This window comes from Amphritea opalescens (genome assembly GCF_003957515.1).
Lineage (GTDB): Bacteria > Pseudomonadota > Gammaproteobacteria > Pseudomonadales > Balneatricaceae > Amphritea > Amphritea opalescens.
In genome coordinates, this window is record NZ_RQXW01000007.1 from 108778 (window position 1) to 130879 (window position 22102).

Below are 22102 nucleotides of genomic sequence, written 5' to 3' on the forward strand. Positions count from 1 at the left end.
GCGGATTGTCAGTGGTAACCGAGCGCACCGGCGTAAATAGGTTGTGGGCATTATAGCGTATTGTTTTTAAACGACTAGGGTGTATCGGTTATTCTTCTTCGTCAAAACGGTTATTGATCAGCTGTATGATGGCATCCATCGCTTGCTGCTCATCATCCCCAGAGGTTGATACGCTCAGCTCAGTGCCTTTGCTTGCCGCTAGCATCATGACCGACATAATGCTCTTGCCATCGACTTGGCGACCATCTTTAGTGAGCTGTATGTCGGAGGAGAATGAGCTGGTGACATTGATCAGTTTAGCCGCCGCGCGGGCATGTAGCCCCAGCTTATTGATAATGGTGATCTTTTGTTCCAGCATGGCTTAATACCTTTATCAGTTCAGTTCGCGATGGCGTATCTGGACATTATCCATAGTTGTTCGGAAATGACCAGCGAGACGTTCACTGATAAAGACTGAGCGGTGTTGTCCGCCGGTGCAGCCGATACCGACACTGATATAGCTGCGGTTATTTTTTTCAAATAGCGGCAGCCATTTTGCGAGAAATTCGATGATATCGCTGAGCATGGCCTGAACATCGGGTTGTTGTTCGAGAAACTCAATCACGGGTTTATCTTGGCCGCTAAAACCACGCAGTTGTGGTAGCCAATATGGGTTGGGAAGGCAGCGCACATCAAAGGTGAAATCAACATCGAGTGGGATGCCATGTTTATAACCGAAAGACTCGAATTGCAGGGATAGCTCCTGCTCTTGGCGTTGAGCTATACGTAGCTTGATGCTGTCCCTAAGCTCATAGAGTGATAGCCGGGTGGTATCGATACGGATGTTGGCTAGATCGGAGACCGGTTCCAAAAGCTTTTTTTCATAGCTGATGGCCTGCTGCAAGCCCTGAGTATCACTCGATAGGGGGTGTTTTCGCCGAGTGGCGCTATAACGTTTTAACAGTGTCGTTTCTGAGCTGTCGAGATACAGAATTTCGCAGTCCAGCTGTTCTGTTTCACGAAGACGCGCGTAGATTTCTGGAAACTGTTTCAGGTTGCGATGTAGATTGCGAGCATCGATGCTCACGGCAAGCTGATTGGGGTGATCGGGGTCGGATAGAATCTGATTGACTAAATCCGGTAACAATGGCGCAGGTAGGTTATCAATACAGTAGAAGTTAACATCTTCCAGTGCCTGTAGAGCGGTGGATTTCCCTGATCCTGAGCGGCCACTGATAATCACCAGTTTCATCGGTTTACACCTGCCTAGGGCCGGTAGCCGCGGTGAAAAGCTCTTCAACCGACTTGGCATCACGAAGTTGCTGGCGGAAGGTTTCTTGACTGAATAGTTCCGCGAGGTGACCCAGTGTTTGCAGATGTTGATCGCAGGCCTCTGAGGGCACAACCAGTACGAAAAGCAGATCGACAGGTTTACTATCAATCGCATCAAAGTCGATCGGTTCGTTTAATTGAATGAGTAGGGCAGTCGCCTGCTCGCACTCATCTAAGCGACAATGGGGAATGGCCACGCCTTCACCGATACCTGTGCTGCCTAATCTTTCTCGGCCGAGTAGGCCCGTAAAGATAGTTTCAGCTTCAAGCTCAGGATGCAGATCGGAAATCTGCTGGCTGGCAATTTCGAGGATTCGTTTTTTACTACCCCCCTCTAGAGCACAGAGTACTCCAGAGGGCGCTAATAATTCTGAAATTAGCATCGTATATTAGTTACTTGTGAGTTTTCATCTTTTCTTTATGTTTAATGATCTGACGGTCAAGCTTGTCGATCAGCCCATCGATAGCGGCGTACATATCGTCTTGTTCGTCGGAAGCAAAAAGGTTGCCACCGGCGACATGCAGCTCGCCATCCGCTTTTTGGCGGGTTTTTTCAACGCTTAAGGTTACCTGTGCATTGGTGATGTTATCGAAATGCCGCTCCAGCTTCTCAAATTTGTTCTGAACATATTCATTCAGGGAATCAGTCAATTCAACGTGGTGACCGGTTATATTGATCTGCATGGTAATCTCCTAGTGTTGTGTACCGAGTTGACGCTCGGCTTCCATGATAAAAAGGTCATTAAACTAAACGTTTTCGTTCATTAGAAGGTGGAATGCTAAGGGATTCTCTGTATTTTGCAATGGTTCTTCGCGCAACATTGATACCTTGCTCCTCAAGAAGCAAGGCAATTTTATTATCACTTAGCGGTTTTACTGGGTTTTCAGCGATCACCAGCTTCTTAATGAGTGCTCGAATGGCGGTTGATGAGCAGGTTCCACCATTCACGGTTGTGACATGGCTGGAGAAGAAATACTTCAGCTCGAAAATGCCCCGAGGGGTGTGCATGTATTTTTGTGTGGTCACGCGGGAGATGGTGGATTCATGCATTTCGACCGCTTCGGCGATATCGTGTAGCACCATCGGCCGCATCGCTTCATCGCCGTTTTCCAGAAAGCCTTCTTGGCGTCGGACGATCTCACGGGTGACCTTCATCAGCGTATCATTACGGCTGAGCAGGCTCTTGATAAACCACCGAGCTTCTTGCAGATGGTTTTTTAGATAGGTGTTGTCGGGGCTACTATCGGCCCTTTTGATTAGATCGGCATAACCATCGTTGATCCGCAGTTTTGGTGCGACTTCTGGGTTCAGGGTAACCTGCCAGGCATCTTTCTCTTTGTAGACCAGAACATCAGGAATAACGTACTCTGATTGCGAACTGGTGATCATTGAACCGGGTTTGGGGTTCAGTGTGCGGATCAGGTTAATCGCTTGCAGTAGTTGCGGTTCCCGTATCCGTGCCTTGCGCATCAACTGTTTGTAATCATGATTGCCCAATAAATGGATATATTGGGTGACGACCTTAAGCGCTTCTGGACGGTATTCAGTATCTTCCGGTAACTGCTTTAGCTGAATAGCGAGACACTCGCTCAGGTTTCGGGCGGCAACACCTGGGGGGTCGAACTGTTGAATGCGGCGTAAGACAGCCTCGATCTCATCCAATTCGACATCTTTAAGCTCTTCATCATCCTGCTGATGGAAATATTCAAGGATGGAATCGAGTTCAACGTTGAGGTAGCCGTCAACATTAATGCCATCGATAAGGCTGGTCGCGATCAGTTCATCGACGCGGCTCATGGGGGTTAGATTGAGCTGCCAGCTCAGATGACCCTGTAGTGTTTCATCGGCAGTGTCATTCGATTCCATCTCCATATCTGAGAAATCGTGGGATGACGCGGATGAGCTGGAAACGGTTTGGTAGGTGTCTTCCCAGTTACTGTCGGTGGATAACTCGCTGGGAATATCGTCATTCCAGTCGCTATCGGCCGCTTGGATCTCTTCTGACTCAGCGGTGGTGGCGGATGCGGAAACGGATTCATGATTACTCACTTCCGCCTCGGAACTAGCCTGATCCGCAGCATTGTCTGAGGCGCTATCCTCTTCAGTTATCTCCAGCATCGGATTCGATTCCAGAGCTTCCTGAATCTCCTGTTGCAGATCAAGCGTCGATAATTGCAGCAAGCGAATCGCCTGCTGTAATTGTGGGGTCATGGTCAGATGCTGACCCATTTTTAGTTGTAACGCTTGTTTCATAAAAAGTCGCTTATATACCTGTTACAGCTTGAATTGCTCACCAAGATAGGCTTCCCTGACCTGCTGGTTGGCAAGAATATCCTCTGGCGATCCTTCTGCAAGAATATAACCTTCACTGACAATGTAAGCTTGTTCGCAGATATCCAGTGTTTCGCGAACATTATGATCGGTAATTAAAACGCCGATGCCCTTACTTTGCAGGTGTTTCACGGTTTGCTTAATATCACTGACTGAAATTGGATCGACACCGGCAAATGGCTCATCGAGCAGAATAAAAGTCGGCTCAGTTGCTAGTGCTCGGGCGATTTCAACTCGACGTCGTTCGCCACCCGATAGGCTCATACCTAAGCTTTTACCGAGGTGCCCTATATGAAACTCTTCCAGAAGTTCGTCTAATTTCTGCTTCCGATTACTTCGGCTTAACTCTTTGCGGGTTTCCAGAATAGCCATCAGGTTATCATGGACGCTGAGTTTACGGAAAATTGATGCTTCCTGCGGCAAATAGCCGATGCCATTACGGGCACGGATATGCATCGGTTGTTTTGTTAGGTCTAGCTGGTCAATTTTAATTTGGCCTTTATCGGCGTCTACCAGCCCGACAATCATATAAAAACAGGTCGTTTTACCCGCGCCATTAGGCCCGAGCAGGCCGACGATCTGACCGCTATCAACGCTGATAGACACATCGCATACAACGTCGCGTCTTTTATAGCTCTTAGCTAAATGGAGTGCTTCTAGTCGACTCATTGCGGGTTGAGTTCTCCAGTCGCTGTGGTTGTCGATTCATTGACCGGCGTTGCTTTAGGTTGAATGACAATTTGCACGCGTTCGCCGTTAGCGCTTTCATCCCTAAATGCATTTACCGTACTTTTGTTTATATTGTATACAATTCGGTTGCCGCTAAACACATCGGCGCCCTGTGAGACTTTTGCTTGGCCGGTAATCTCAAGCTCTTTGGTGCGGACATTGTAATGGAGTACTTTGCCGTATGCGTGAGTCACCTCTTCATCAACGGCGGGGCGCTGTTGAAATTCCGCAGGACGTCCTTTGGCGATAATTTGCGTGATGCTGCTATCGGTTTGTCTTAGCTCAATGCTGTCGCCGCTGACTTTCATGCTGCCCTGGGTTAATAGCACATCACCTTTATACAAGGTAATGCCCGTTTGATCATTTCGCGTCGCACTGTCCGCGGAGATGTGGATCGCTTTGTTAGCGTCGCTAGGTAGGGCCATGGCCACTGGTTGCCAGCTAAGTAGCAACACGCATAAGGCTTTGCTTATACGGTTAATTAACATTGTATACTCCGTTAACGTCTGACAGGAGGTTAAGAATGCCACTGTCGGTGTCTATTGTCATGCCTATGCTGCTGGTTGTGCCCGAGGGGCCTGAAATCGTGACTGGCTCATCGGTTTTGGCGATGTTTTCTTGTGGTAGCAGGGTTAATGATTCGGTTTTTAACGTATTTGCTGCCACTGGGTCGAGGCTGTCCTGAAATAATACCTCTCCCTCTAACTCGATTTTGTCATCGTTGTCGCTAATCATCCCACGCAAGCTGCTGACTTTACGGGTGGGTTGCTGCCCGTTGTAGATCCGCATTTCAGGATTAGTGACTAATATTTGTTGTTGGGCTGGCTGATGCTCTAACTGCGTTGAGCTTAATTGATGCTTTAATTCACCGGTAGGGGCGAAATCCCTGATCCGTCCATTGACAATATAATAATCGGATTGCTGATAAGCAGGATTGGGCGCTTGCTTCAGACGCACAGGGTGGCGTTCAGTATCCATGCCAAGATAGATCACTGCGGGGATTAGAATCGCCGCAGCGGCGACGAGACGAACGCGTCCGGTTAACATTTAGAGATACTCGTTAAGCAGGGCTTCGAGTGAGCCCTGGCCTGCCAGAATCGTTTCGCAAAACTCTCTGCCAGCGCCATTGCCGGCTGTCCGTTGGCTGCACCAATCAGCATGCGCCGCAACCAATTGATGGCCGCCATTCACTGTAGCGCCAAAGCTGACTGCGCGGATGGCGGCGAGGTCGGGTAGATCATCACCGATGTAGGCGGTTTGTTGTGCGTTAAAACCGGTATCTTGCCAAAGTTCTTCAAGGGCGGTGAGTTTATCTTCTCGGCCTTGATAGAGGTAGTCGATACCTAACGCCTTAGCGCGACGTTCAACTTGGGGAGAGCTGCGACCGGTAATGATCGCGGTTTTGATTCCGCCTTGGGCTAAGAGCTTAATGCCGAGTCCGTCTAATGTATTGAAATTCTTGATTTCACTACCGTCGGCGAGAAAGTTGAGCTTACCGTCGGTGAGCACGCCATCGACATCAAACACCGCCAGTTTGACCCGCTGTAGCTTAGCGATAAGGCTTTCGTTCAGTTGGTTGCGGAGCTTTTCGGTAAAGAGGGCAGGCATCAGATCACACCTGCTTTAAGCATATCGTGCATGTTTAATGCGCCAACGGGGCGCTGTGCGTCATCGAGCACGATCAGCGCATTGATTTTGTTGTCTTGCATAATTTGTAGCGCTTCAGCGGCGAGTATCTCGCGGGTGATCGTCGTACAGTTAGTGGTCATGACCTCAGTAATGGGGGTGTTTTTCATATCAACGTCATGATCAAGAGTACGACGCAGGTCGCCATCGGTAAACACGCCTTGCAGTACGCCGTCACTGTTCACCACCGTCGTCATCCCTAGGTGTTTGTGGGTGACCTCCATGAGGGCATCTTTAAGCATGGTTGAATCGCTGACTTTGGGGATATCATCGCCGCTATGCATAATATCCTCTACTTTGAGTAGTAGACGTCGGCCTAAGCTGCCTCCCGGGTGCGAAAAGGCGAAATCTTCCGCGCTGAAGCCTCTCGCTTCCAGCAACGCAATCGCTAGCGCATCGCCGATAACCAGTGATGCCGTTGTGCTAGAGGTCGGTGCTAGGCCTAGAGGGCAGGCTTCTTGACGAATGGTGACATTCAGATTGGCATCTGCACTGCGGGATAGGGTTGATTCTGGATTGCCAGTAATGCTGATCAGCGGTGCTTTCATCCGCTTGATGAGTGGCAAGATAGACAGCACTTCGCTGGTTTCGCCTGAATTCGATAGCGCGATAACAACATCGGCGCGGGTGATCATGCCTAGGTCGCCATGGCTGGCCTCACCCGGATGAACAAAAAAGGAAGGTGTGCCGGTAGAAGCCAGTGTTGCAGCGATCTTATGACCGATATGACCACTCTTACCCATGCCCGTCACGATAACCCGACCTTCGCATGCCAGCGCTAGTTTGCAGGCTTTACTAAAATCGTCATTAAGATAACCCAGCAGGTCGTTGACGGAATCCCGTTCCAGTTCGATAGTACGTCTGGCGGAGGCTAAATAATCCAGTTCTTTATTCATCATTCTTTATTCACAACTCTATTTGCAGGGGTGAAGGCTGCAATCCGATACAGGGATTAAACGCTCATATTGTATAGTAGTGCAAGATAACCTGCATAGGCCGTCAGTAGTATTCCGCCTTCGAAGCGTGAGATTCGGGGTGGACGTTGATAGACAGCTAACGCGACGAGTAGCAGTGTTAGGCCCAGCATTGAACCATAATCGCGCCAGAGGACCATGGGGTCTAGGGCTATAGGTGCAAGTAAGCCGGGTACCGCCATGACCGCCGCAATATTAAATATATTTGAGCCGACAATGTTCCCCAGAGCGATATCCGTATGGCCTTTCAAGGCGCTGGCCACCGAGGCGGCCAGTTCCGGCAAACTGGTGCCGATAGCGACAATGGTTAGGCCGATGATCAGGTCACTAACCCCTAAGGTGGTGGCGATTTCGGTTGCGCCCCACACGAGCAATCGAGAGCTACCCGCGAGCAGCAGTAACCCTGTAATCAGCCAAAAGATAGCCCAGAGCGTCGAAAGTTCAGGCAGCTCTTCCTCTTCCTCATTAATGTCGTCATCGCTGGCATTGCGCTGAAATCGAGTGAATAGATAAAGGCAGCCAATCAGTGATAAGAACAGAATAATTGAATCAATATGACCTAGATAGAGATCGTAGAGTACCGCACCGGCCAGTAAAGTGATCGCTAATAGCAGGGGAATCTCTTGTTTGAGCACCTTGGAGCGTACAGGTAGTGGGGCAATGAGGGCGGTCATCCCCAACACTAGACCAATATTGGCAATGTTCGATCCCAAGGCGTTGCCGACAGCAAGATCACCTGCGCCGGTAGTGGCTGCCATGATTGACACCAAAATCTCGGGTGCCGATGTGCCGAAAGAGACCACCGTCAGGCCAATTAGCATGGGCGACATGCCCATGTTCTTGGCGGTTCCTGCAGCGCCGATAACGAAGCGGTCGGCACTCCAGACCAAAATAATGAAACCTAAGAGTAGTGCAATAATAGGGTATAACATCGGGTTATTTATTCAGCTCTGGTTAAAACGGAGGCCTATTTAATGGGTAATCTGATCTATGTGCAAGAGGTTGCTGCCGTTGAGGTCGATTTTATTCACGTTTATAGGCAAGGGTGTTACAATCTGCGCGCTTTTTAGGTGGCAATATAGTGGTGTTTTTCGCCACGTACTGTCCGCTGATTAATAGTGGTTTTAGGAACTATATGGTGCACTGAGCATCACATCCCTACTGAAACTCTTTATTGTCCTGATTGAGTCACCGTTATTATGGATTTTTTTGACGATATCATCATTGATATTAAACAGCTTACCTTTAGCCGGGGTGATCGCTATATCTTTAAAGATATGGATATGCGCATTCCTCGCGGTAAAGTGACGGGGATTATGGGGCCGAGCGGCACGGGTAAAACGACGCTATTAAAAATTATCGGCGGTCAGTTGAAGCCTGATTCTGGGTCTATTTTACTGGATGGCGATGATATCCCTCATCTAGGGCGTACCGAACTTTTCAATGTGCGCGAAAAGATGGGTATGTTGTTTCAAAGCGGTGCGTTATTTACCGACATGAGCGTTTTTGAAAACGTCGCTTTCCCGTTGCGTGTGCATACTAAACTGCCTGGCGATATGATTCGCGACATCGTCTTAATGAAGTTGCAGGCGGTGGGCTTACGTGGTGCATCTGAATTGATGCCTAGTGAACTATCTGGCGGCATGGGGCGTCGGGTGGCGCTGGCCAGAGCGATTTCGCTAGATCCCGCCTTGGTGATGTACGATGAGCCGTTTACCGGGCAGGATCCGATCGCGATGGGCGTGCTGGTCAATCTGATTAAAAAGCTTAATCAAGCCCTCGGTCATAGCAGCATTATCGTGTCGCATGATATCAAAGAAACCCTGAGTATCGCAGATTACATCTATATTATTGCGGATGGCGGGGTTATTGCACATGGCACACCGGCGCAATTAGAACAGAATGATTCTGAGCAGGTGCAACAGTTTATGAAAGGTTTACCGGACGGTCCTGTGCCGTTCCATTTTCCGGCCAATGATTATGAAACAGACTTGATGGAGGGGCGCTGATGTACTCGGTTACGGCAAATCTTGCGTCGCTTGGACGGTCTGCGATGGGCCGGGTTGCGGCTATTGGACGTGCGGGGATGGTGTTGATGCAAGCGGTTATCGCGCGCCCTGACCCACTAACCTCTTTTCCTTTGTTAGTGCGTCAACTGTATTCAGTCGGCGTGCTATCGATGGTGATTATCATTGTCTCAGGCTTGTTTATTGGTATGGTGCTGGCGTTGCAGGGCTATACCATTCTGGTGGATTATGGCACCGAACAGGCGGTTGGGCAGATGGTGGCGCTGAGCTTGGTGCGGGAGTTAGCACCGGTGGTGACGGCTCTACTGTTTGCTGGTCGAGCGGGTTCTGCATTAACGGCAGAAATTGGTTTGATGAAGACCACTGAACAGTTATCCAGCATGGAGATGATTGGTGTTGATCCGCTGCGTCGGATTATTGCGCCTCGCTTCTGGGCTGGACTTATCTGTCTACCTATTCTGACGATGATTTTTAGTGCCGTCGGTATTTGGGGGGGCATGTTAGTCGGTGTCGATTGGCTAGGTATCTATGAAGGTTCTTTCTGGGCTAACATGCAAAATTCAGTCGATTTTTTTGATGATGTGGTGAACGGCCTCATTAAATCCTTGGTATTTGGCGTGGTTGTTACCTGGGTTGCCGTATTTCAGGGGTATGATTCAGTGCCCACGTCTGAAGGTATTAGTCAGGCGACAACCAAAACAGTTGTGTATTCATCCCTAGCTGTCCTCGGATTAGATTTTATTCTGACAGCTTTGATGTTTGGAGATTTGTAAGACATGCGTAATCGTGGAATTGAGCTGGGTGTAGGCATTTTTATGTTAGTCGGCATATTGTCGTTGGCGATGCTGGCGATCAGTGTCAGCGGCCTGACACTAGCAAAGCAGGAGGGGGCATATAAAATCTATGCCCGATTCGAAAATGCGGGGGGGCTGACTGCGCGCTCAAAAGTGACCATGTCGGGTGTCGCTATTGGTAAAGTCACCAATATTACCATCGATCGCCAAAAGCTGATGGCGCTGGTCGAGATGGAGATTAATGCGGATGTGGATTATCTGACATCGGATAGCTCAGCCTCTATCTTAACCGCCGGTCTGTTAGGTGAGAAATATGTGGGTATCACCACAGGAGCCGCAGACGATGAAATACTAAAAGAGGGTGATTTTATTGAAGACACTCAATCTTCGTTGGTGCTAGAAGAGTTGATTGGTAAATTCCTTTTCAATCAGGCCTCTGAATAACCAGTGTTTGGTATCGCTACATAAGTATGGGAAGTAGGAATATGAAATATATTAATCGTTGTTTGGTGTTACTCGCATTGGTCTTTGCTTCTGTGTCGGCTCAGGCCTCATGGGAGGGAGCGCGGGATACGATAGAGCAGGCTTCATCGCAGATGATGACCGTGCTAGAAAAGCCATCACTGAAAGCACCAGAGCAGAGCGAAGAGTTGATTGCGGACATCGAAGCAATCCTCAACCCGGTCGTTGATTTTGGCTATGTCTCTAAGCGGGTGATGGGTAAGTATTATAAACGTGTTGATGAAAAGCAGCAGGCGCTGTTCTCAACGGTTTTTAAAGATACGATGGTACGTACCTTTGCTAAATCACTCACGGGTTTTAATATTGTCCGCTATGAAGTTGCACCAGAGGGACATCCTAGCCCAGCAGAAGATAAGCAAGTGGTTAGTGTGTATGTTTATGCTGCTGATGGTAAACAATACACATTGGTGTATTACATGCTGAAACAGGATGATGGCTGGAAACTGGTGAATGTGCTGGTCGATGGTATTAACTTACGACTAAATTTCAAAAACCAATTTGCGGATATGGCATCGCGTGCCAATGGTAATGTGAAGCAGGTAATCTCTGATTGGAAAGATGCTATTGCTAGTAATGCGAGTAATAGTAGTAAGGATAGCTAATGGCCGCTCAAGTTGAGATGACTGCTGATACCATACTGCTGAAGGGTGATCTGCTATTTAGTACGATTATCTCGGTGCGGGAGGCGCTTGAAAAAGCCTTCGAACAAGCTGGTCAGGCCGTGGTTGTCGATTTTGCTGGCGTACAACGTGTGGATAGTTCTGCGGTCTCCCTATGGCTCTGCCTTGAGCGGAAAAGTCGGGCGCTTCAGCGTCCCCTTAAAGCGCTTAATATTCCCGCTGAACTGAGCGCAATCGTTCGTTTAGTTGGACTGGAAAGTACCAGTCTGACGCCATAGGTCAGTGGTTTAAGACTTGTTGCTATCGATGGCTGTTTCATGACAGTCATCGCCTTTTGTCACATTTTCCGCTATCATTGCCGGCCTATTATTTTCCCCCAATACTCATTGGTATCATGCATGCAAATCGAAGATGTAAAACGTATTCTGGAAGAAAAACTAGAAGGCTGTGAAGTCTTTCCTGAAGGTGAAGGTTGTAACTTTCAAGTCACTGTTGTCGGCGATATCTTTGAAGGTCTGCGGCCGGTCAAAAAACAGCAGATGGTTTATGCTTGTCTTGCCGACCAGATTGCTGACGGTAGTATCCATGCTCTGACCATTAAGACCTTTACCCGAGCCCAGTGGGCAGAACAGAACTGAAGCGCATAGAGACCCTATTTTCATGGATAAACTGATCATTACCGGTGGAAACCGGCTGGAAGGTGAAGTACGCATTTCTGGAGCCAAAAACTCCGCTTTGCCTATTCTGGCCGCCACTCTATTAGCGGACGAGCCGGTTACTGTCAGTAACTTGCCTCATCTGCATGATATTACCACCATGCTTGAGTTACTCCGGCAGATGGGTGTTGATCTAACCGTCGATGAAAAACTGAATGTTGAAATCGATGCAACGACATTAACCTCGACGATCGCGCCCTATGATCTGGTGAAAACCATGCGCGCTTCGATTTTGGTCTTGGGGCCACTGCTGGCGCATTTTGGTCATGCTGAGGTGTCACTGCCGGGTGGTTGTGCTATCGGTAGTCGGCCGGTGGATCTTCACCTGAAAGGCCTTGAAGCGTTAGGGGCTGAGATCACTGTCGAAGAAGGTTTTATTCGCGCGACCTGCGATGGCCGTTTGAAAGGTGGTCGGGTCTTTTTTGATATCGTGACGGTAACGGGTACCGAAAATATTCTGATGGCGGCCGCACTGGCTGAGGGTCAGTCCATTATAGAAAATGCCGCTCGCGAACCTGAAATCGTTGACCTCGCTGAATTCCTGATCGCCATGGGCGCTGATATTACCGGTCATGGTACCGATACCATCGTGGTTAATGGCGTCGCGTCATTAAAACGCTGCACCTATTCGGTAATTGCTGACCGGATTGAAACCGGGACTTATCTCGTTGCCGCCGCCGCTACTCGAGGCAAAGTGAAAGTTAAAAGCACTCGGCCAGATATTCTTGATGTCGTATTGGAGAAACTTAGGGAAGCGGGGGCAGAGATTGAATGTGGCTCTGACTGGATTAGCTTAGATATGCACGGCAAGCGTCCGAAAGCGGTCAATGTAACGACTGCACCTTATCCTGCGTTCCCGACCGATATGCAAGCACAGTTTGCCGCGCTAAACGTTATCGCTGAAGGCGTGGGCGTCATTAAAGAGACGGTGTTTGAAAACCGCTTTATGCATATGCAAGAGATGCAGCGCATGGGGGCGAAGATCACCATCGATGGCAATACGGCGATTACTGAAGGGCGTGAAGTGCTGACCGGCGCACCGGTGATGGCGACGGATCTGCGCGCTTCTGCGAGTCTGGTGATTGCTGCCATGGTGGCAACAGGCGATACTGTTATCGATCGTATTTATCATATCGACCGTGGATATGAGTGCATCGAAGAAAAGCTCCAATTATTAGGCGCTAAGATTAAACGAGTTCCGGGTGGCGTTAACGTAGCTCAGAGCGAAAGTTAGTAGCGATAGACAATGAGCATTTACAGCCTAGGCTGTGTGCCCGTACTCAATTTTAAGTGGTAACAAAATAGCAAATATGAAACAGAACCTGACCATTGCGCTATCTAAAGGGCGTATTCTGAAAGATACGCTGCCTCTCTTAGAAGCGGCTAATATTATCCCCGCTGAAGATATTTTCAGCAGTCGTAAGCTTATTTTCGATACCAACCATGAGAACATCAAACTGGTTGTTATTCGGGCGACGGATGTTCCTACCTATGTGGAACATGGCGGGGCAGATATGGGGGTTGCGGGTAAAGATGTGCTGTTAGAGTATGGCTCGAAAGATCTGTACGAACCACTGGATCTCGATATTGCTAAATGCCGCTTGATGGTGGCAGGCATGAAGGATGCGGGTGAAGTTGAAGGGCGGATGAAAGTCGCTACTAAGTTTGTCAATATTACCAAAGAGTACTTTGCCCGTCGGGGGCGGCAGGTTGATATTATCAAACTGTACGGCGCGATGGAGCTGGCTCCGATCATGGGCTTAGCCGACCGGATCGTTGATATTGTCGATACGGGTAATACGTTGCGGGCTAACGGTTTAGTACCGATGGATGATATCTGTTATATCAGCTCTCGCTTGGTGGTAGGTAAGGCTGCGTTGAAAATGAAGCATCGGCAGATCCAACCTATTATTGAACAATTAGCCGCGGCAGTCGAAGCGCGTAAAGACAGGTCGAAATAATGATGGCCAAACCAATGGTATTAAGATTAGACAGTCAGCAAGCTGATTTTAGCGAGCAATTGGATAAATTGTTGGCTTGGGAATCGGTTTCTAATAAAGAGGTTAACCGGACCGTTGAAGATATCCTCGACCGCGTGAAAGCGGAAGGTGATAGCGCGGTTGTTGAGTACACTAACCGTTTCGATCGGCTCAGTGTTAGTTCCATGGCTGAGCTTGAGTTTACTCAGGATGATTTGAATAAAGCCTTGGCCGGCTTGCCTGCCGATCAGAATAACGCACTCCGAGTGGCTGCTCAGCGTGTTCGTGATTATCACGAACGGCAGAAGGGTGAGTCTTGGCAGTATCAAGACGCCGAAGGCACATTGCTAGGCCAGAAAGTCACGCCGATGGATAAAGCGGGCTTATATGTGCCCGGTGGTAAAGCCTCTTATCCTTCTTCGGTATTGATGAATGCAATTCCGGCACATGTGGCCGGTGTTGAAGAGCTGATTATGGTTGTGCCTACACCGGACGGTGAAGTGAACCAACTGGTACTGGCTGCGGCGGCACTGGCCGGCGTTAGTCGCGCTTTTGCTATCGGAGGTGCGCAAGCGATTGCGGCACTGGCTTATGGTACTGAAACGGTTCCTAAGGTGGATAAAATCGTTGGTCCGGGCAATATCTTTGTGGCGACGGCAAAACGCGCCGTGTTTGGCACCGTTGGTATCGATATGATCGCAGGGCCATCTGAAATCTTAGTGATTTGTGATGGTGGTACCGATCCTGATTGGATCGCGATGGATCTTTTCTCGCAGGCGGAACACGATGAAGATGCTCAGCCTATTCTGATCAGCCCTGATGCCGACTTCCTCGATAAAGTCAGTGCCAGTATCGAGAAGCTGTTGCCCACGATGGAGCGGAAAGCGATTATCGGTCGTTCTCTGGCGGATCGTGCCGCGCTGATCAAAGTAGCTAACTTAGAAGAAGCGGCGAAGGTGAATAACCGTATTGCGCCGGAACACTTAGAGTTGTCGGTTGAAGACCCTCAGGCACTGTTACCGTTGATTAAGCATGCGGGTGCTATCTTCATGGGCCGCTATACCGCTGAGGCGTTAGGCGATTACTGTGCTGGGCCAAATCACGTATTGCCTACGTCGGGTACCGCGCGATTCTCATCACCTTTAGGTGTGTATGATTTCCAGAAACGCTCTTCGCTGATCATGTTCTCAGAAGATGGTGCATCAGAAATGGGTAAGGTCGCTTCGGTATTAGCCCGAGGTGAAAGCCTGACGGCACATGCGCGTTCGGCGGAATATCGCATCAAAGATTGATCGATGGTTGTGACACCGTTAGTAACAAAAAAAGCCCCGAGGGGCTTTTTTTGTAGCTACTCATTATTGGCTCGCCTTTTCTTTATTGGTCTCTTCGGTTGAAGGTTGTGCCGGGATTTCCGTTATAGGGTTTGCAATCGCTGGGCGTTGAGTGACAGTTATCTCAAGTTCTTTTGCTTCACCGTTACGCCATATTTTGACCGGAAGCACGGTGCCTGGCGGCATTCGGGCGACGCTATACATCGAATTAAAACTGTTGACGATTTTTTTGCCGCCAATCTCTAGTAGGATATCCCCAGGTAGCAGTCCCGCTTTGTGTGCCGGTCCATCGCGATAAATGCCCGCAATAATCAGCCCTTTCGTATCTTTTAATCCGAACGACTCAGCCAGCTCAGGGGTGATTTCTTGGGCTTCAACACCCACCCAACCACGAATGACTCGGCCATGGTCTATCAGATCTTGCATCACCTGTTTAGCTTGGTCCGAGGGGATCGCAAAGCCAATACCCTGAGACCCGCCTGAGCGGGTAAAGATTGCCGTATTAATACCGATCAGATTGCCTTCGGCATTAATCAGTGCGCCGCCAGAGTTGCCTGGATTGATAGCCGCATCGGTTTGAATAAAGTCTTCATAGGTGTTTAGCCCTAATTGATTGCGGCCAGTGGCGCTGATAATGCCCATGGTAACGGTTTGGCCAACGCCAAAGGGGTTGCCGATTGCCAGAGCAACATCACCGACGCGTAAATTAGCGGATGAGCTGACCGTAATGCTAGGTAGGTTTGTGAGGTTGATTTTAAGGACGGCTAGATCGGTATCCGGATCGTTGCCCACAACCGTTGCTGTTGCCTCGCGACCATCCTTTAATGCCACCACGATACTGTCCGCACCGGAAATAACATGGTTATTCGTCGCAATGTAACCCTCAGGGCTGAGAATTACGCCGGAACCTAGGCTCGATTGAATGCGCTCTTTATGGCCGGTTTTTGCATCATAATATTTACGGATGCTCGGATCGCTATAGATCTGTTTATTACTGCTTGGCACGACTGTGCGGGTATAAATATTGACGACACTAGAGGCCGCATGCTCTACCGCATCGGCGTATGAAAATGGGCCGCGCATCTCCGTTGAAGGTGTGTCGACCTGACGGATCTGTACGGTATTAGTTTGGGGAGCAAACGTATCAGGTAGATAGATCAGCAACGCCACGGCGGCAAGTATCCCTGACAGGATAGGCCAAACTAGAAAAGCAAAACGTTGAATCAATTAGAGATGCCTTTATAAACAGTGGTAAAGTTATTCAGTTGAATGGGAATTATACGGATAATAACGGGTTTTTGGGAAGATAAAGAAAAGATTATGGCGGTATTACTGAAACAGTTAGTTAATTATTGTGATTCTTTGATGAGCCCTGAGAAATACAGGGATTATTGCCCAAATGGCCTACAGGTTGAAGGCCGTGCAGAGGTGCGTCGTATCGTCTCCGGTGTCACGGCTAGCCAGGCATTGTTGGATCGTGCGGTCGCTTTAGAGGCCGATCTGATTTTAGTTCACCATGGTTACTTCTGGAAAGGTGAGCCAGAGGTGATAACGGGGATGAAAAAACGCCGCTTACAAACACTGTTAAGCCATGATATCAGTCTACTCGCGTATCACCTTCCTTTGGATGGCCATCCTGAATTAGGCAATAATGCTTGTCTTGCAAAACAGTTAGGGTTGCACATTAGTGGAGGGTTAGAGCTTGCTAACCCGTTAAGCATTGGGCTGACTGGGCGTTTAGATACTCCGTTGACGGCGGCCGATTTTAGCCAGCAGATAGCCGCAGCGCTGGGGCGTGAAGTGCTTCACATCGATGGTGGGCCAGAATTGATTGAAACGGTCGGCTGGTGCACCGGTGCGGCACAGGGGTATATCGAAAAAGCGGCAGCTCTGGGCTTAGATGCTTTTATTTCGGGCGAAATTTCCGAGCCGACGGTACATAGTGCGAGAGAGTTGGGTATTCATTATTTTGCTGCGGGTCATCACGCGACTGAACGATATGGTGTGCAAGCATTGGGTGAGAAGCTGGCAGCAGAATTTGATCTTGAACATCAGTTTGTCGATATCCATAACCCCGTGTGACGGTGCTATCAGTGTTAGGCACCTGAAAGGTTAAAGATCGAGAGGTAAAAAAAAACCGGCCATGGCCGGTTTTTAGTTTATTAGACGGTGTTACTGTTAGTCTTTACTAGGCTAACTAGCTGGTTTTTTAACACTGTCACTGGTATGGGGAATCTGATCTTTCAAGATAGGAGGAATTACATCTTGGAGTTCCTCTTCCTCACTGTCTGATTTCTTTTTTAGACCGAACTTATCAGAGAGCGTACCTTCTTCATCGGCTTTCTTCGGTGCATAATCTCGAGGTGGCTCAATAACGACAGGCTCATCCTCTGGTTTGGCTGCTTCTGTCGGCTCGATGTCGTCCTTAGCTTCCTCGGGTTCCGTCTGAGGCTGCTCTTCAATTTGTGGCTTGGCATCACTGTTAAGCTTGTCAGGCGAGTGCACACCCATGCAGAGTGTTTCTGATCCCTGAGCGAGGTGCTGGTGAACCTGTTTGTAGCTTTCAGTCAGATTGTTGACGAGTTCAGCGGTTTTTTCGAAGTGACCGTTAATCTTTTCTTTGTAGTCACTTAAATCACGTTGCGCTTCATTGAGCTCATTCGTCAGTTTTTTCTGACTGGAAGTATCGCCAGAACGTCCCATCAGGTAGCCAATAAGTGCTCCTGCTAACAGGGCTACAATACCAATAATCCAGACGCTATTCTCTTCCACATTAACTCCTTAAATGCACTGATTCATAGCTGAAGAATACCGCAATTATAGGATAAATCCTATGTTATTTTGGTGAGTGCCTTATTCCGGCTTAGTTGGGTTTGTGGCTTTCCATTGCTGGGCTTGTTGGCTTTTTTCGCTCAGATAATTCACTTGTTCTGCTAATACCGCGCATGCTTGTTCGGCATCATGTTGCTTTAACGCCTGCAGAATCCGTAGGTGTTGATCGGCCATCACTGAGCGTTCGCGAAAGCGAAAGGTGATCATATTGCTGATGGGTTGTAGCGCTTCTATGATGCTGACCATAATGAAACTGAGTAGAGGGTTGCCTGATGCTTCGGCGATTAAGCGATGAAAGCGGACATCTGAAGCGCAAAACTGCTCAGGTGTGAGCTGATCGTTTTGCTGCTTAGATAGCTCCTGTGCCAGTTCATCGAGCTGTGCTGTGGTGATCTGCGTGGCTGCTAATTGCAGGCAGTTAGTTTCCAGCAGTAGGCGGGTTTGATTGATATCCTCCAGCGAGAACGCATCCATTCCTACTAATAGGGTGGTGGCACTGCTGAGTGCATCGCTCAGGTCGGCAGTGGAGGGGCGGTTGATAAAGGTACCGCCAGTAGGGCCTCGGCGAGAGCGAATTAAATTCTGCGCCGCCAAGCGTTTAAGGGCTTCTCGAATCGTCGGACGGGATACTTCATAGCGCAGCGCTAATTCCCCTTCAGTGGGTAAGCGGTCATCTGCTTTTAGAGAGCCATCCATAATGGCCTGACGAATCTGCTGTGCAATCTGGCTAGATAAACTGCGTTGAGCGATGGGGGCTATTTCTAAACTCACAGAGTCTCTCCTACTGTTGGTTGCATATCTCGATAGTATCCCATGGCTTCAAATTTGGATGGCAAAGCATGAACCGGACGGTTTGTGTGGCAGAATTTTGTTAAGAATAGCGCTGCCTTTGCAATCCTCGTTAGGATGGTATTAACCCGACAAATAGGCCTGCACAATCAATGAACGATTATTAATAGGCTTAGATTCTATAGCATAGCTAAGTGCTGAAACAACCGCTTGGATCGCGTTAACCCCTAACGACAGTGGATATCGCCATGGGTGTGGCTTTCGGAGGTACATTAAGGATTTAACGCACAATATCAGAGTGTGATTGGTTGGGGTTCTTTCAAGTAGCAGATATTTAAGGCACAAAATTTTAAAACAGAAGATATTGAAGGGAGAGGCGCCCTCGAAAAACCAGATGCTGATCACATTCTCAGCGGGTCAGGGGAACGCCTCTATTTTTGTGTTTCAGTGTTACTTCACACCCTGTCCTCTGAGTTCATTATCGACCTCTTTGTTATAAAAGCACTGATGCTTATGGAAGGTTTCCGCTGTTTGCGCGATATTGCCGTTATATCGTGGATCTTGTGGCCGTTCGTGACTATTCATGAAAGCGGCGACATCCCAAGCTTGCTGGTCTGTTAGACTATTGGGTTTGCCGAGCGGCATATTGGCTTTGATAAAGCCGGCAGCGGTATTAACACGGTGCATGCCGGCACCCCAATTAAAGGAATCCTTGCCCCATAATGGCGGAAAAGCGTAATGCCCATCTACTTGGGTGCCCGCGCCATTGTCGCCATGACAGATGGCGCAATTATCTTGATAGACGACTTCTCCGCGGCTAACACTAGGAGCCTCTGCTGGAGTATCAAGCTTGGGATAACCACGCCCAGGCAGCGCTTGCCCAACGGGAGCGCCGGTTGATAGCCAGTAATGGTAGGTCACCAGTGCGGTGAGCTCTTTGCTGCCGAAAGGTGGAGGGGTGCCGTTCATACTGTAGGTAAAACACCCTTGAATCCTTTCATCGATGGTATTGACGTGATCGTTCTTTTTTCGATAAGCCGGGTACATAGGAAATGCCCCCCACAATGGCGCGGCATTCGCTTTTCTGCCTTTGTTAATATGGCAGTTGGAGCAGTTTAGTTCATTGCCAACATACTTCCCGCGTAATTGCTGTGTATTGGTAAAGAGTGACTGCCCATAACGTACCGCATCACCGAATGCATTATTGGGGATATCGGCCTCATTCGGCGACGTAAAGGTTACCGAACCTTCAGGCGCGGCGGGTAATTCAACCTGATAGTCTTTGTCAGCGGCGAAGGCTTGGCTAAGTGTAAGGGAGCTTAATAACACCGCGCCCAACTGCAACCTGAGTACGCGTAGATTGAGCTTTGGCATTACTTTAATGTTTATCTTTGTGTGCAACATAAAAACCACCAACATTTCTTAATGTTCGGTTACCGATAAGTTAGCTAAAAAGGCGCTAACGGCTTTTATTTCTGCCTCGCTGAGGCGCTGAGAAACACTCGCCATCAACTGATTAGGGTCATTACTACGTTGTCCCGAGCGCCAAGCGTTTAACTGTTGTTCTATATAACTGGCATGTTGGCCTGCGAGTGCCGGAAAGTTGGCACCAATGCCATTGGCGTTTGTACCATGGCAGGCGAAGCAGCTAGGGATATCATTCGCCCAGTTTCCCTCTTCGGCCAGTCGCTTGCCTGCTTGTATGAGGGGTTCATCAACGTTGGCGCTTGCGGGGGCCGGAGTGGGCATTTGAGCAAAATATGAAGAGACGGCGACAGCTTCCTCTTTTGTTAGTGCTTTAGCGATAGGCGACATCACCGGATTGTTTCGTTTGGCCGTGGTGAAATCTTCTAACTGCTTTTGCATATATTCAGGGTCTAAGCCTGCGAGTTTAGGGAAAGCGGCTTGAGCTTGACCAGCACCACTTGCACCATGGCAGATAGAACAGGCCATCGCGCCTTTACCATTGCCTTGCATCACGATCGTCTGCCCTAAGTCATCGGCGAGGGCCATAGGGGATAGTGTCATTATGATCGTTAGCACAATGCTTTTATTGTGTATCAACATAGACTTCTCTTCTTCTTGCGTTCATATAACTTAATTATAGTCTAAGTTTAAAAATAGCTATCTGCTGACCGGTGATTTATAGAAACAATTCCGAATTGCTTTTAGGGCGTGGTTTTATTGCATAAGACGAGGCAAACGGGGGCTTATAGAGAGTAGTTGTTCTTCTGTTATACCGTTATTATTATCGTTTGTAGATTAATTAGTTAATTTGTAAGACAAATGGAAATGGTGTAGATTCGCTTAGTTGGTTTATTCAAATAAACAGAGTATTTGCACTGATGTTTAGTCAGTTTTGGTTGAGCGTTGCGTAGATGTGCCCGCGGTATTCGCAAAAGACGTATCCATCAGGCTTTGTCCGATGCAAGACTTGTCGAAGAAATGATTAAAAGTAAAAGTGAGGTGAATTATGTTTAATGCACTGGTATTAGAACAGGAAGAGGGGAAAACACTCTCTGCGGTAAAAACACTAGAACTCAGCGATCTGCCGGATGAAGATGTGCTGGTGGAAGTTAGTTACTCCTCACTGAATTATAAAGATGGCTTAGCGGTGACGGGCACGGGAAAAATTGTGCATAAGTTTCCAATGGTGCCGGGGATTGATCTTGCGGGAGTCGTTAAAGAGTCTCGCAGCCCAGATTATCAGCCTGGCGATCAGGTGATTATGACAGGTTGGAGTGTGGGTGAACGGTACTGGGGTGGTTATAGTCAGTTTGCGCGGATGAAACCCGAGTGGTTGGTTAAAATGCCAGCAGGAATGGATGCCGCTAAGGCGATGTCAATCGGTACGGCGGGGCTGACAGCGATGCTCTGCGTGATGGCGCTGGAAGACGGCGGTATTACGCCTGATCGTGGTACTGTCGTGGTGACCGGTGCTGCCGGTGGTGTGGGTAGTGTTGCGGTGGCCATTTTGAGTCGGCTTGGTTATACCGTCGCGGCGGTTACCGGACGTGAGTCCACCCATGATTACCTGCGAGATTTAGGCGCTAACGAGATACTGACACGTGCCGAAATGGCTGAAGCTGCCCGTCCTCTTGAGAAGCAACGTTGGGCCGGTGGCATCGATACGGTCGGTGATACTATGCTGGCTCGGGTGCTGGCTGAAACCGATTATCGCGGTACGGTGGCGGCTTGTGGTCTAGCGGGTGGCTATAAGTTACCGACCACGGTGATGCCATTTATTTTGCGTAATGTCCGTTTGCAAGGGGTCGATTCGGTGATGTGTCCTGTCGATATCCGCACCGCCGCGTGGAATCGACTGCTGACCGACCTGCCTGATAATGCTTTGGGTGAGATTGCCAATGTGATTGGCTTATCCGATTTGCCTCAAGCGGCAGCAGATATTGTCGCCGGTAAAATTCAGGGACGTACTTTAGTCGACCCTAACAAGTAAGTT

General features: G+C 48.8%; 27 protein-coding genes. 11 read left to right on the forward strand and 16 right to left on the reverse strand.

Translation table 11 applies throughout. The features are described from left to right. Window positions 1–88: 88 nt before the first annotated feature. The 11 genes from EH243_RS09520 to EH243_RS09570 are packed head-to-tail and all read right to left on the reverse strand — an operon-like array spanning window position 89 to window position 7964. Complete coding sequence (locus EH243_RS09520) at window positions 89–358, reverse strand: HPr family phosphocarrier protein (protein ID WP_126158421.1); 270 nt, start codon at window positions 356–358, stop codon at window positions 89–91. Between the two features lie 15 nt (window positions 359–373). Beyond that, window positions 374–1231, reverse strand: coding sequence for an RNase adapter RapZ (rapZ, locus tag EH243_RS09525; RefSeq protein ID WP_126158422.1), 858 nt, complete (start codon window positions 1229–1231; stop codon window positions 374–376). A 4-nt stretch (window positions 1232–1235) separates the two neighbouring features. After that, on the reverse strand, window positions 1236–1694 hold the full coding sequence (gene ptsN / locus EH243_RS09530; RefSeq protein ID WP_126158423.1) for a PTS IIA-like nitrogen regulatory protein PtsN: 459 nt from the start codon (window positions 1692–1694) through the stop codon (window positions 1236–1238). 10 nt (window positions 1695–1704) lie between these two features. After that, window positions 1705–1995, reverse strand: a complete 291-nt coding sequence (gene hpf, locus EH243_RS09535) for a ribosome hibernation promoting factor (RefSeq protein WP_126158424.1) — start codon at window positions 1993–1995, stop codon at window positions 1705–1707. 58 nt (window positions 1996–2053) lie between these two features. After that, window positions 2054–3565, reverse strand: coding sequence for an RNA polymerase factor sigma-54 (locus EH243_RS09540; protein ID WP_126158425.1), 1512 nt, complete (start codon window positions 3563–3565; stop codon window positions 2054–2056). Between the two features lie 21 nt (window positions 3566–3586). Continuing rightward, window positions 3587–4312 (reverse strand): LPS export ABC transporter ATP-binding protein, encoded by a 726-nt coding sequence (gene lptB, locus EH243_RS09545; protein ID WP_126158426.1) that lies wholly within the window; start codon window positions 4310–4312, stop codon window positions 3587–3589. Continuing rightward, complete coding sequence (gene lptA, locus EH243_RS09550; protein ID WP_126158427.1) at window positions 4309–4860, reverse strand: lipopolysaccharide transport periplasmic protein LptA; 552 nt, start codon at window positions 4858–4860, stop codon at window positions 4309–4311. Before lptA ends, lptB begins: the two co-directional genes overlap by 4 nt. Continuing rightward, entirely contained in the window at window positions 4850–5419 is a 570-nt protein-coding gene (lptC, locus tag EH243_RS09555; protein ID WP_126158428.1) for an LPS export ABC transporter periplasmic protein LptC, read from the reverse strand. Before lptC ends, lptA begins: the two co-directional genes overlap by 11 nt. Then, the gene (locus tag EH243_RS09560) at window positions 5420–5980 is read right to left on the reverse strand and encodes a KdsC family phosphatase (RefSeq protein WP_126158429.1); all 561 of its coding nucleotides are present in this window, start codon (window positions 5978–5980) and stop codon (window positions 5420–5422) included. Further along, the gene (locus EH243_RS09565) at window positions 5980–6954 is read right to left on the reverse strand and encodes a KpsF/GutQ family sugar-phosphate isomerase (protein WP_126158551.1); all 975 of its coding nucleotides are present in this window, start codon (window positions 6952–6954) and stop codon (window positions 5980–5982) included. Before EH243_RS09565 ends, EH243_RS09560 begins: the two co-directional genes overlap by 1 nt. Window positions 6955–7010: 56 nt before the next feature. After that, the gene (locus tag EH243_RS09570; protein ID WP_126158430.1) at window positions 7011–7964 is read right to left on the reverse strand and encodes a calcium/sodium antiporter; all 954 of its coding nucleotides are present in this window, start codon (window positions 7962–7964) and stop codon (window positions 7011–7013) included. Between the two features lie 267 nt (window positions 7965–8231). On the opposite strand from EH243_RS09570, the gene EH243_RS09575 reads away from it, so the two are divergent. The 9 genes from EH243_RS09575 (at window position 8232) to hisD (ending at window position 14982) form a co-directional block, all read left to right on the forward strand. Then, entirely contained in the window at window positions 8232–9041 is an 810-nt protein-coding gene (locus EH243_RS09575) for an ATP-binding cassette domain-containing protein (protein ID WP_126158431.1), read from the forward strand. Beyond that, the gene (gene mlaE, locus EH243_RS09580; protein WP_126158432.1) at window positions 9041–9832 is read left to right on the forward strand and encodes a lipid asymmetry maintenance ABC transporter permease subunit MlaE; all 792 of its coding nucleotides are present in this window, start codon (window positions 9041–9043) and stop codon (window positions 9830–9832) included. Before EH243_RS09575 ends, mlaE begins: the two co-directional genes overlap by 1 nt. 3 nt (window positions 9833–9835) lie before the next feature. Beyond that, complete coding sequence (gene mlaD, locus EH243_RS09585; protein ID WP_126158433.1) at window positions 9836–10297, forward strand: outer membrane lipid asymmetry maintenance protein MlaD; 462 nt, start codon at window positions 9836–9838, stop codon at window positions 10295–10297. A 41-nt stretch (window positions 10298–10338) separates the two neighbouring features. Then, window positions 10339–10977 (forward strand): MlaC/ttg2D family ABC transporter substrate-binding protein, encoded by a 639-nt coding sequence (locus tag EH243_RS09590; protein WP_241235040.1) that lies wholly within the window; start codon window positions 10339–10341, stop codon window positions 10975–10977. Beyond that, entirely contained in the window at window positions 10977–11273 is a 297-nt protein-coding gene (locus EH243_RS09595) for an STAS domain-containing protein (RefSeq protein ID WP_126158435.1), read from the forward strand. The genes EH243_RS09590 and EH243_RS09595 overlap by 1 nt, the downstream gene beginning before the upstream one ends. Before the next feature lie 120 nt (window positions 11274–11393). Further along, window positions 11394–11633, forward strand: a complete 240-nt coding sequence (locus EH243_RS09600; protein WP_126158436.1) for a BolA family protein — start codon at window positions 11394–11396, stop codon at window positions 11631–11633. A gap of 22 nt (window positions 11634–11655) precedes the next feature. Further along, the gene (gene murA, locus EH243_RS09605; protein WP_126158437.1) at window positions 11656–12945 is read left to right on the forward strand and encodes a UDP-N-acetylglucosamine 1-carboxyvinyltransferase; all 1290 of its coding nucleotides are present in this window, start codon (window positions 11656–11658) and stop codon (window positions 12943–12945) included. A 76-nt stretch (window positions 12946–13021) separates the two neighbouring features. Next, window positions 13022–13672, forward strand: a complete 651-nt coding sequence (gene hisG, locus EH243_RS09610) for an ATP phosphoribosyltransferase (protein WP_126158438.1) — start codon at window positions 13022–13024, stop codon at window positions 13670–13672. A gap of 2 nt (window positions 13673–13674) precedes the next feature. Next, window positions 13675–14982, forward strand: a complete 1308-nt coding sequence (gene hisD / locus EH243_RS09615) for a histidinol dehydrogenase (RefSeq protein ID WP_126158552.1) — start codon at window positions 13675–13677, stop codon at window positions 14980–14982. 63 nt (window positions 14983–15045) lie between these two features. On the opposite strand, the gene EH243_RS09620 is transcribed toward hisD, so the two are convergent. Then, entirely contained in the window at window positions 15046–16245 is a 1200-nt protein-coding gene (locus EH243_RS09620; RefSeq protein WP_164549092.1) for a S1C family serine protease, read from the reverse strand. A 96-nt stretch (window positions 16246–16341) separates the two neighbouring features. On the opposite strand from EH243_RS09620, the gene EH243_RS09625 reads away from it, so the two are divergent. Continuing rightward, entirely contained in the window at window positions 16342–17103 is a 762-nt protein-coding gene (locus EH243_RS09625) for a Nif3-like dinuclear metal center hexameric protein (RefSeq protein ID WP_126158440.1), read from the forward strand. Between the two features lie 111 nt (window positions 17104–17214). Here EH243_RS09625 and EH243_RS09630 read toward each other — a convergent pair whose 3' ends face one another. The 4 genes from EH243_RS09630 to EH243_RS09645 form a co-directional block, all read right to left on the reverse strand. Beyond that, window positions 17215–17793 (reverse strand): Z-ring associated ZapG family protein, encoded by a 579-nt coding sequence (locus EH243_RS09630; protein ID WP_126158441.1) that lies wholly within the window; start codon window positions 17791–17793, stop codon window positions 17215–17217. Between the two features lie 81 nt (window positions 17794–17874). Further along, on the reverse strand, window positions 17875–18624 hold the full coding sequence (locus EH243_RS09635; protein WP_126158442.1) for a FadR/GntR family transcriptional regulator: 750 nt from the start codon (window positions 18622–18624) through the stop codon (window positions 17875–17877). Between the two features lie 468 nt (window positions 18625–19092). Further along, window positions 19093–20046, reverse strand: coding sequence for a c-type cytochrome (locus EH243_RS09640; protein WP_241235041.1), 954 nt, complete (start codon window positions 20044–20046; stop codon window positions 19093–19095). 18 nt (window positions 20047–20064) lie between these two features. Beyond that, entirely contained in the window at window positions 20065–20670 is a 606-nt protein-coding gene (locus EH243_RS09645; RefSeq protein WP_206441581.1) for a c-type cytochrome, read from the reverse strand. 445 nt (window positions 20671–21115) lie between these two features. On the opposite strand from EH243_RS09645, the gene acuI reads away from it, so the two are divergent. Then, window positions 21116–22099 (forward strand): acrylyl-CoA reductase (NADPH), encoded by a 984-nt coding sequence (acuI, locus tag EH243_RS09650; protein WP_126158444.1) that lies wholly within the window; start codon window positions 21116–21118, stop codon window positions 22097–22099. Window positions 22100–22102: the final 3 nt, after the last annotated feature.

What these genes read in the sequence shown, in the direction of transcription:
- EH243_RS09520 (WP_126158421.1), bottom strand. Translation starts at nt 358, where the DNA reads ATGCTGGAACAAAAGATCACCATTATCAATAAGCTGGGGCTACATGCC.
- rapZ (WP_126158422.1), bottom strand. Translation starts at nt 1,231, where the DNA reads ATGAAACTGGTGATTATCAGTGGCCGCTCAGGATCAGGGAAATCCACC.
- ptsN (WP_126158423.1), bottom strand. Translation starts at nt 1,694, where the DNA reads ATGCTAATTTCAGAATTATTAGCGCCCTCTGGAGTACTCTGTGCTCTA.
- hpf (WP_126158424.1), bottom strand. Translation starts at nt 1,995, where the DNA reads ATGCAGATCAATATAACCGGTCACCACGTTGAATTGACTGATTCCCTG.
- EH243_RS09540 (WP_126158425.1), bottom strand. Translation starts at nt 3,565, where the DNA reads ATGAAACAAGCGTTACAACTAAAAATGGGTCAGCATCTGACCATGACC.
- lptB (WP_126158426.1), bottom strand. Translation starts at nt 4,312, where the DNA reads ATGAGTCGACTAGAAGCACTCCATTTAGCTAAGAGCTATAAAAGACGC.
- lptA (WP_126158427.1), bottom strand. Translation starts at nt 4,860, where the DNA reads ATGTTAATTAACCGTATAAGCAAAGCCTTATGCGTGTTGCTACTTAGC.
- lptC (WP_126158428.1), bottom strand. Translation starts at nt 5,419, where the DNA reads ATGTTAACCGGACGCGTTCGTCTCGTCGCCGCTGCGGCGATTCTAATC.
- EH243_RS09560 (WP_126158429.1), bottom strand. Translation starts at nt 5,980, where the DNA reads ATGCCTGCCCTCTTTACCGAAAAGCTCCGCAACCAACTGAACGAAAGC.
- EH243_RS09565 (WP_126158551.1), bottom strand. Translation starts at nt 6,954, where the DNA reads ATGAATAAAGAACTGGATTATTTAGCCTCCGCCAGACGTACTATCGAA.
- EH243_RS09570 (WP_126158430.1), bottom strand. Translation starts at nt 7,964, where the DNA reads ATGTTATACCCTATTATTGCACTACTCTTAGGTTTCATTATTTTGGTC.
- EH243_RS09575 (WP_126158431.1), top strand. Translation starts at nt 8,232, where the DNA reads ATGGATTTTTTTGACGATATCATCATTGATATTAAACAGCTTACCTTT.
- mlaE (WP_126158432.1), top strand. Translation starts at nt 9,041, where the DNA reads ATGTACTCGGTTACGGCAAATCTTGCGTCGCTTGGACGGTCTGCGATG.
- mlaD (WP_126158433.1), top strand. Translation starts at nt 9,836, where the DNA reads ATGCGTAATCGTGGAATTGAGCTGGGTGTAGGCATTTTTATGTTAGTC.
- EH243_RS09590 (WP_241235040.1), top strand. Translation starts at nt 10,339, where the DNA reads ATGAAATATATTAATCGTTGTTTGGTGTTACTCGCATTGGTCTTTGCT.
- EH243_RS09595 (WP_126158435.1), top strand. Translation starts at nt 10,977, where the DNA reads ATGGCCGCTCAAGTTGAGATGACTGCTGATACCATACTGCTGAAGGGT.
- EH243_RS09600 (WP_126158436.1), top strand. Translation starts at nt 11,394, where the DNA reads ATGCAAATCGAAGATGTAAAACGTATTCTGGAAGAAAAACTAGAAGGC.
- murA (WP_126158437.1), top strand. Translation starts at nt 11,656, where the DNA reads ATGGATAAACTGATCATTACCGGTGGAAACCGGCTGGAAGGTGAAGTA.
- hisG (WP_126158438.1), top strand. Translation starts at nt 13,022, where the DNA reads ATGAAACAGAACCTGACCATTGCGCTATCTAAAGGGCGTATTCTGAAA.
- hisD (WP_126158552.1), top strand. Translation starts at nt 13,675, where the DNA reads ATGGCCAAACCAATGGTATTAAGATTAGACAGTCAGCAAGCTGATTTT.
- EH243_RS09625 (WP_126158440.1), top strand. Translation starts at nt 16,342, where the DNA reads ATGGCGGTATTACTGAAACAGTTAGTTAATTATTGTGATTCTTTGATG.
- EH243_RS09640 (WP_241235041.1), bottom strand. Translation starts at nt 20,046, where the DNA reads ATGTTGCACACAAAGATAAACATTAAAGTAATGCCAAAGCTCAATCTA.
- EH243_RS09645 (WP_206441581.1), bottom strand. Translation starts at nt 20,670, where the DNA reads ATGACACTATCCCCTATGGCCCTCGCCGATGACTTAGGGCAGACGATC.
- acuI (WP_126158444.1), top strand. Translation starts at nt 21,116, where the DNA reads ATGTTTAATGCACTGGTATTAGAACAGGAAGAGGGGAAAACACTCTCT.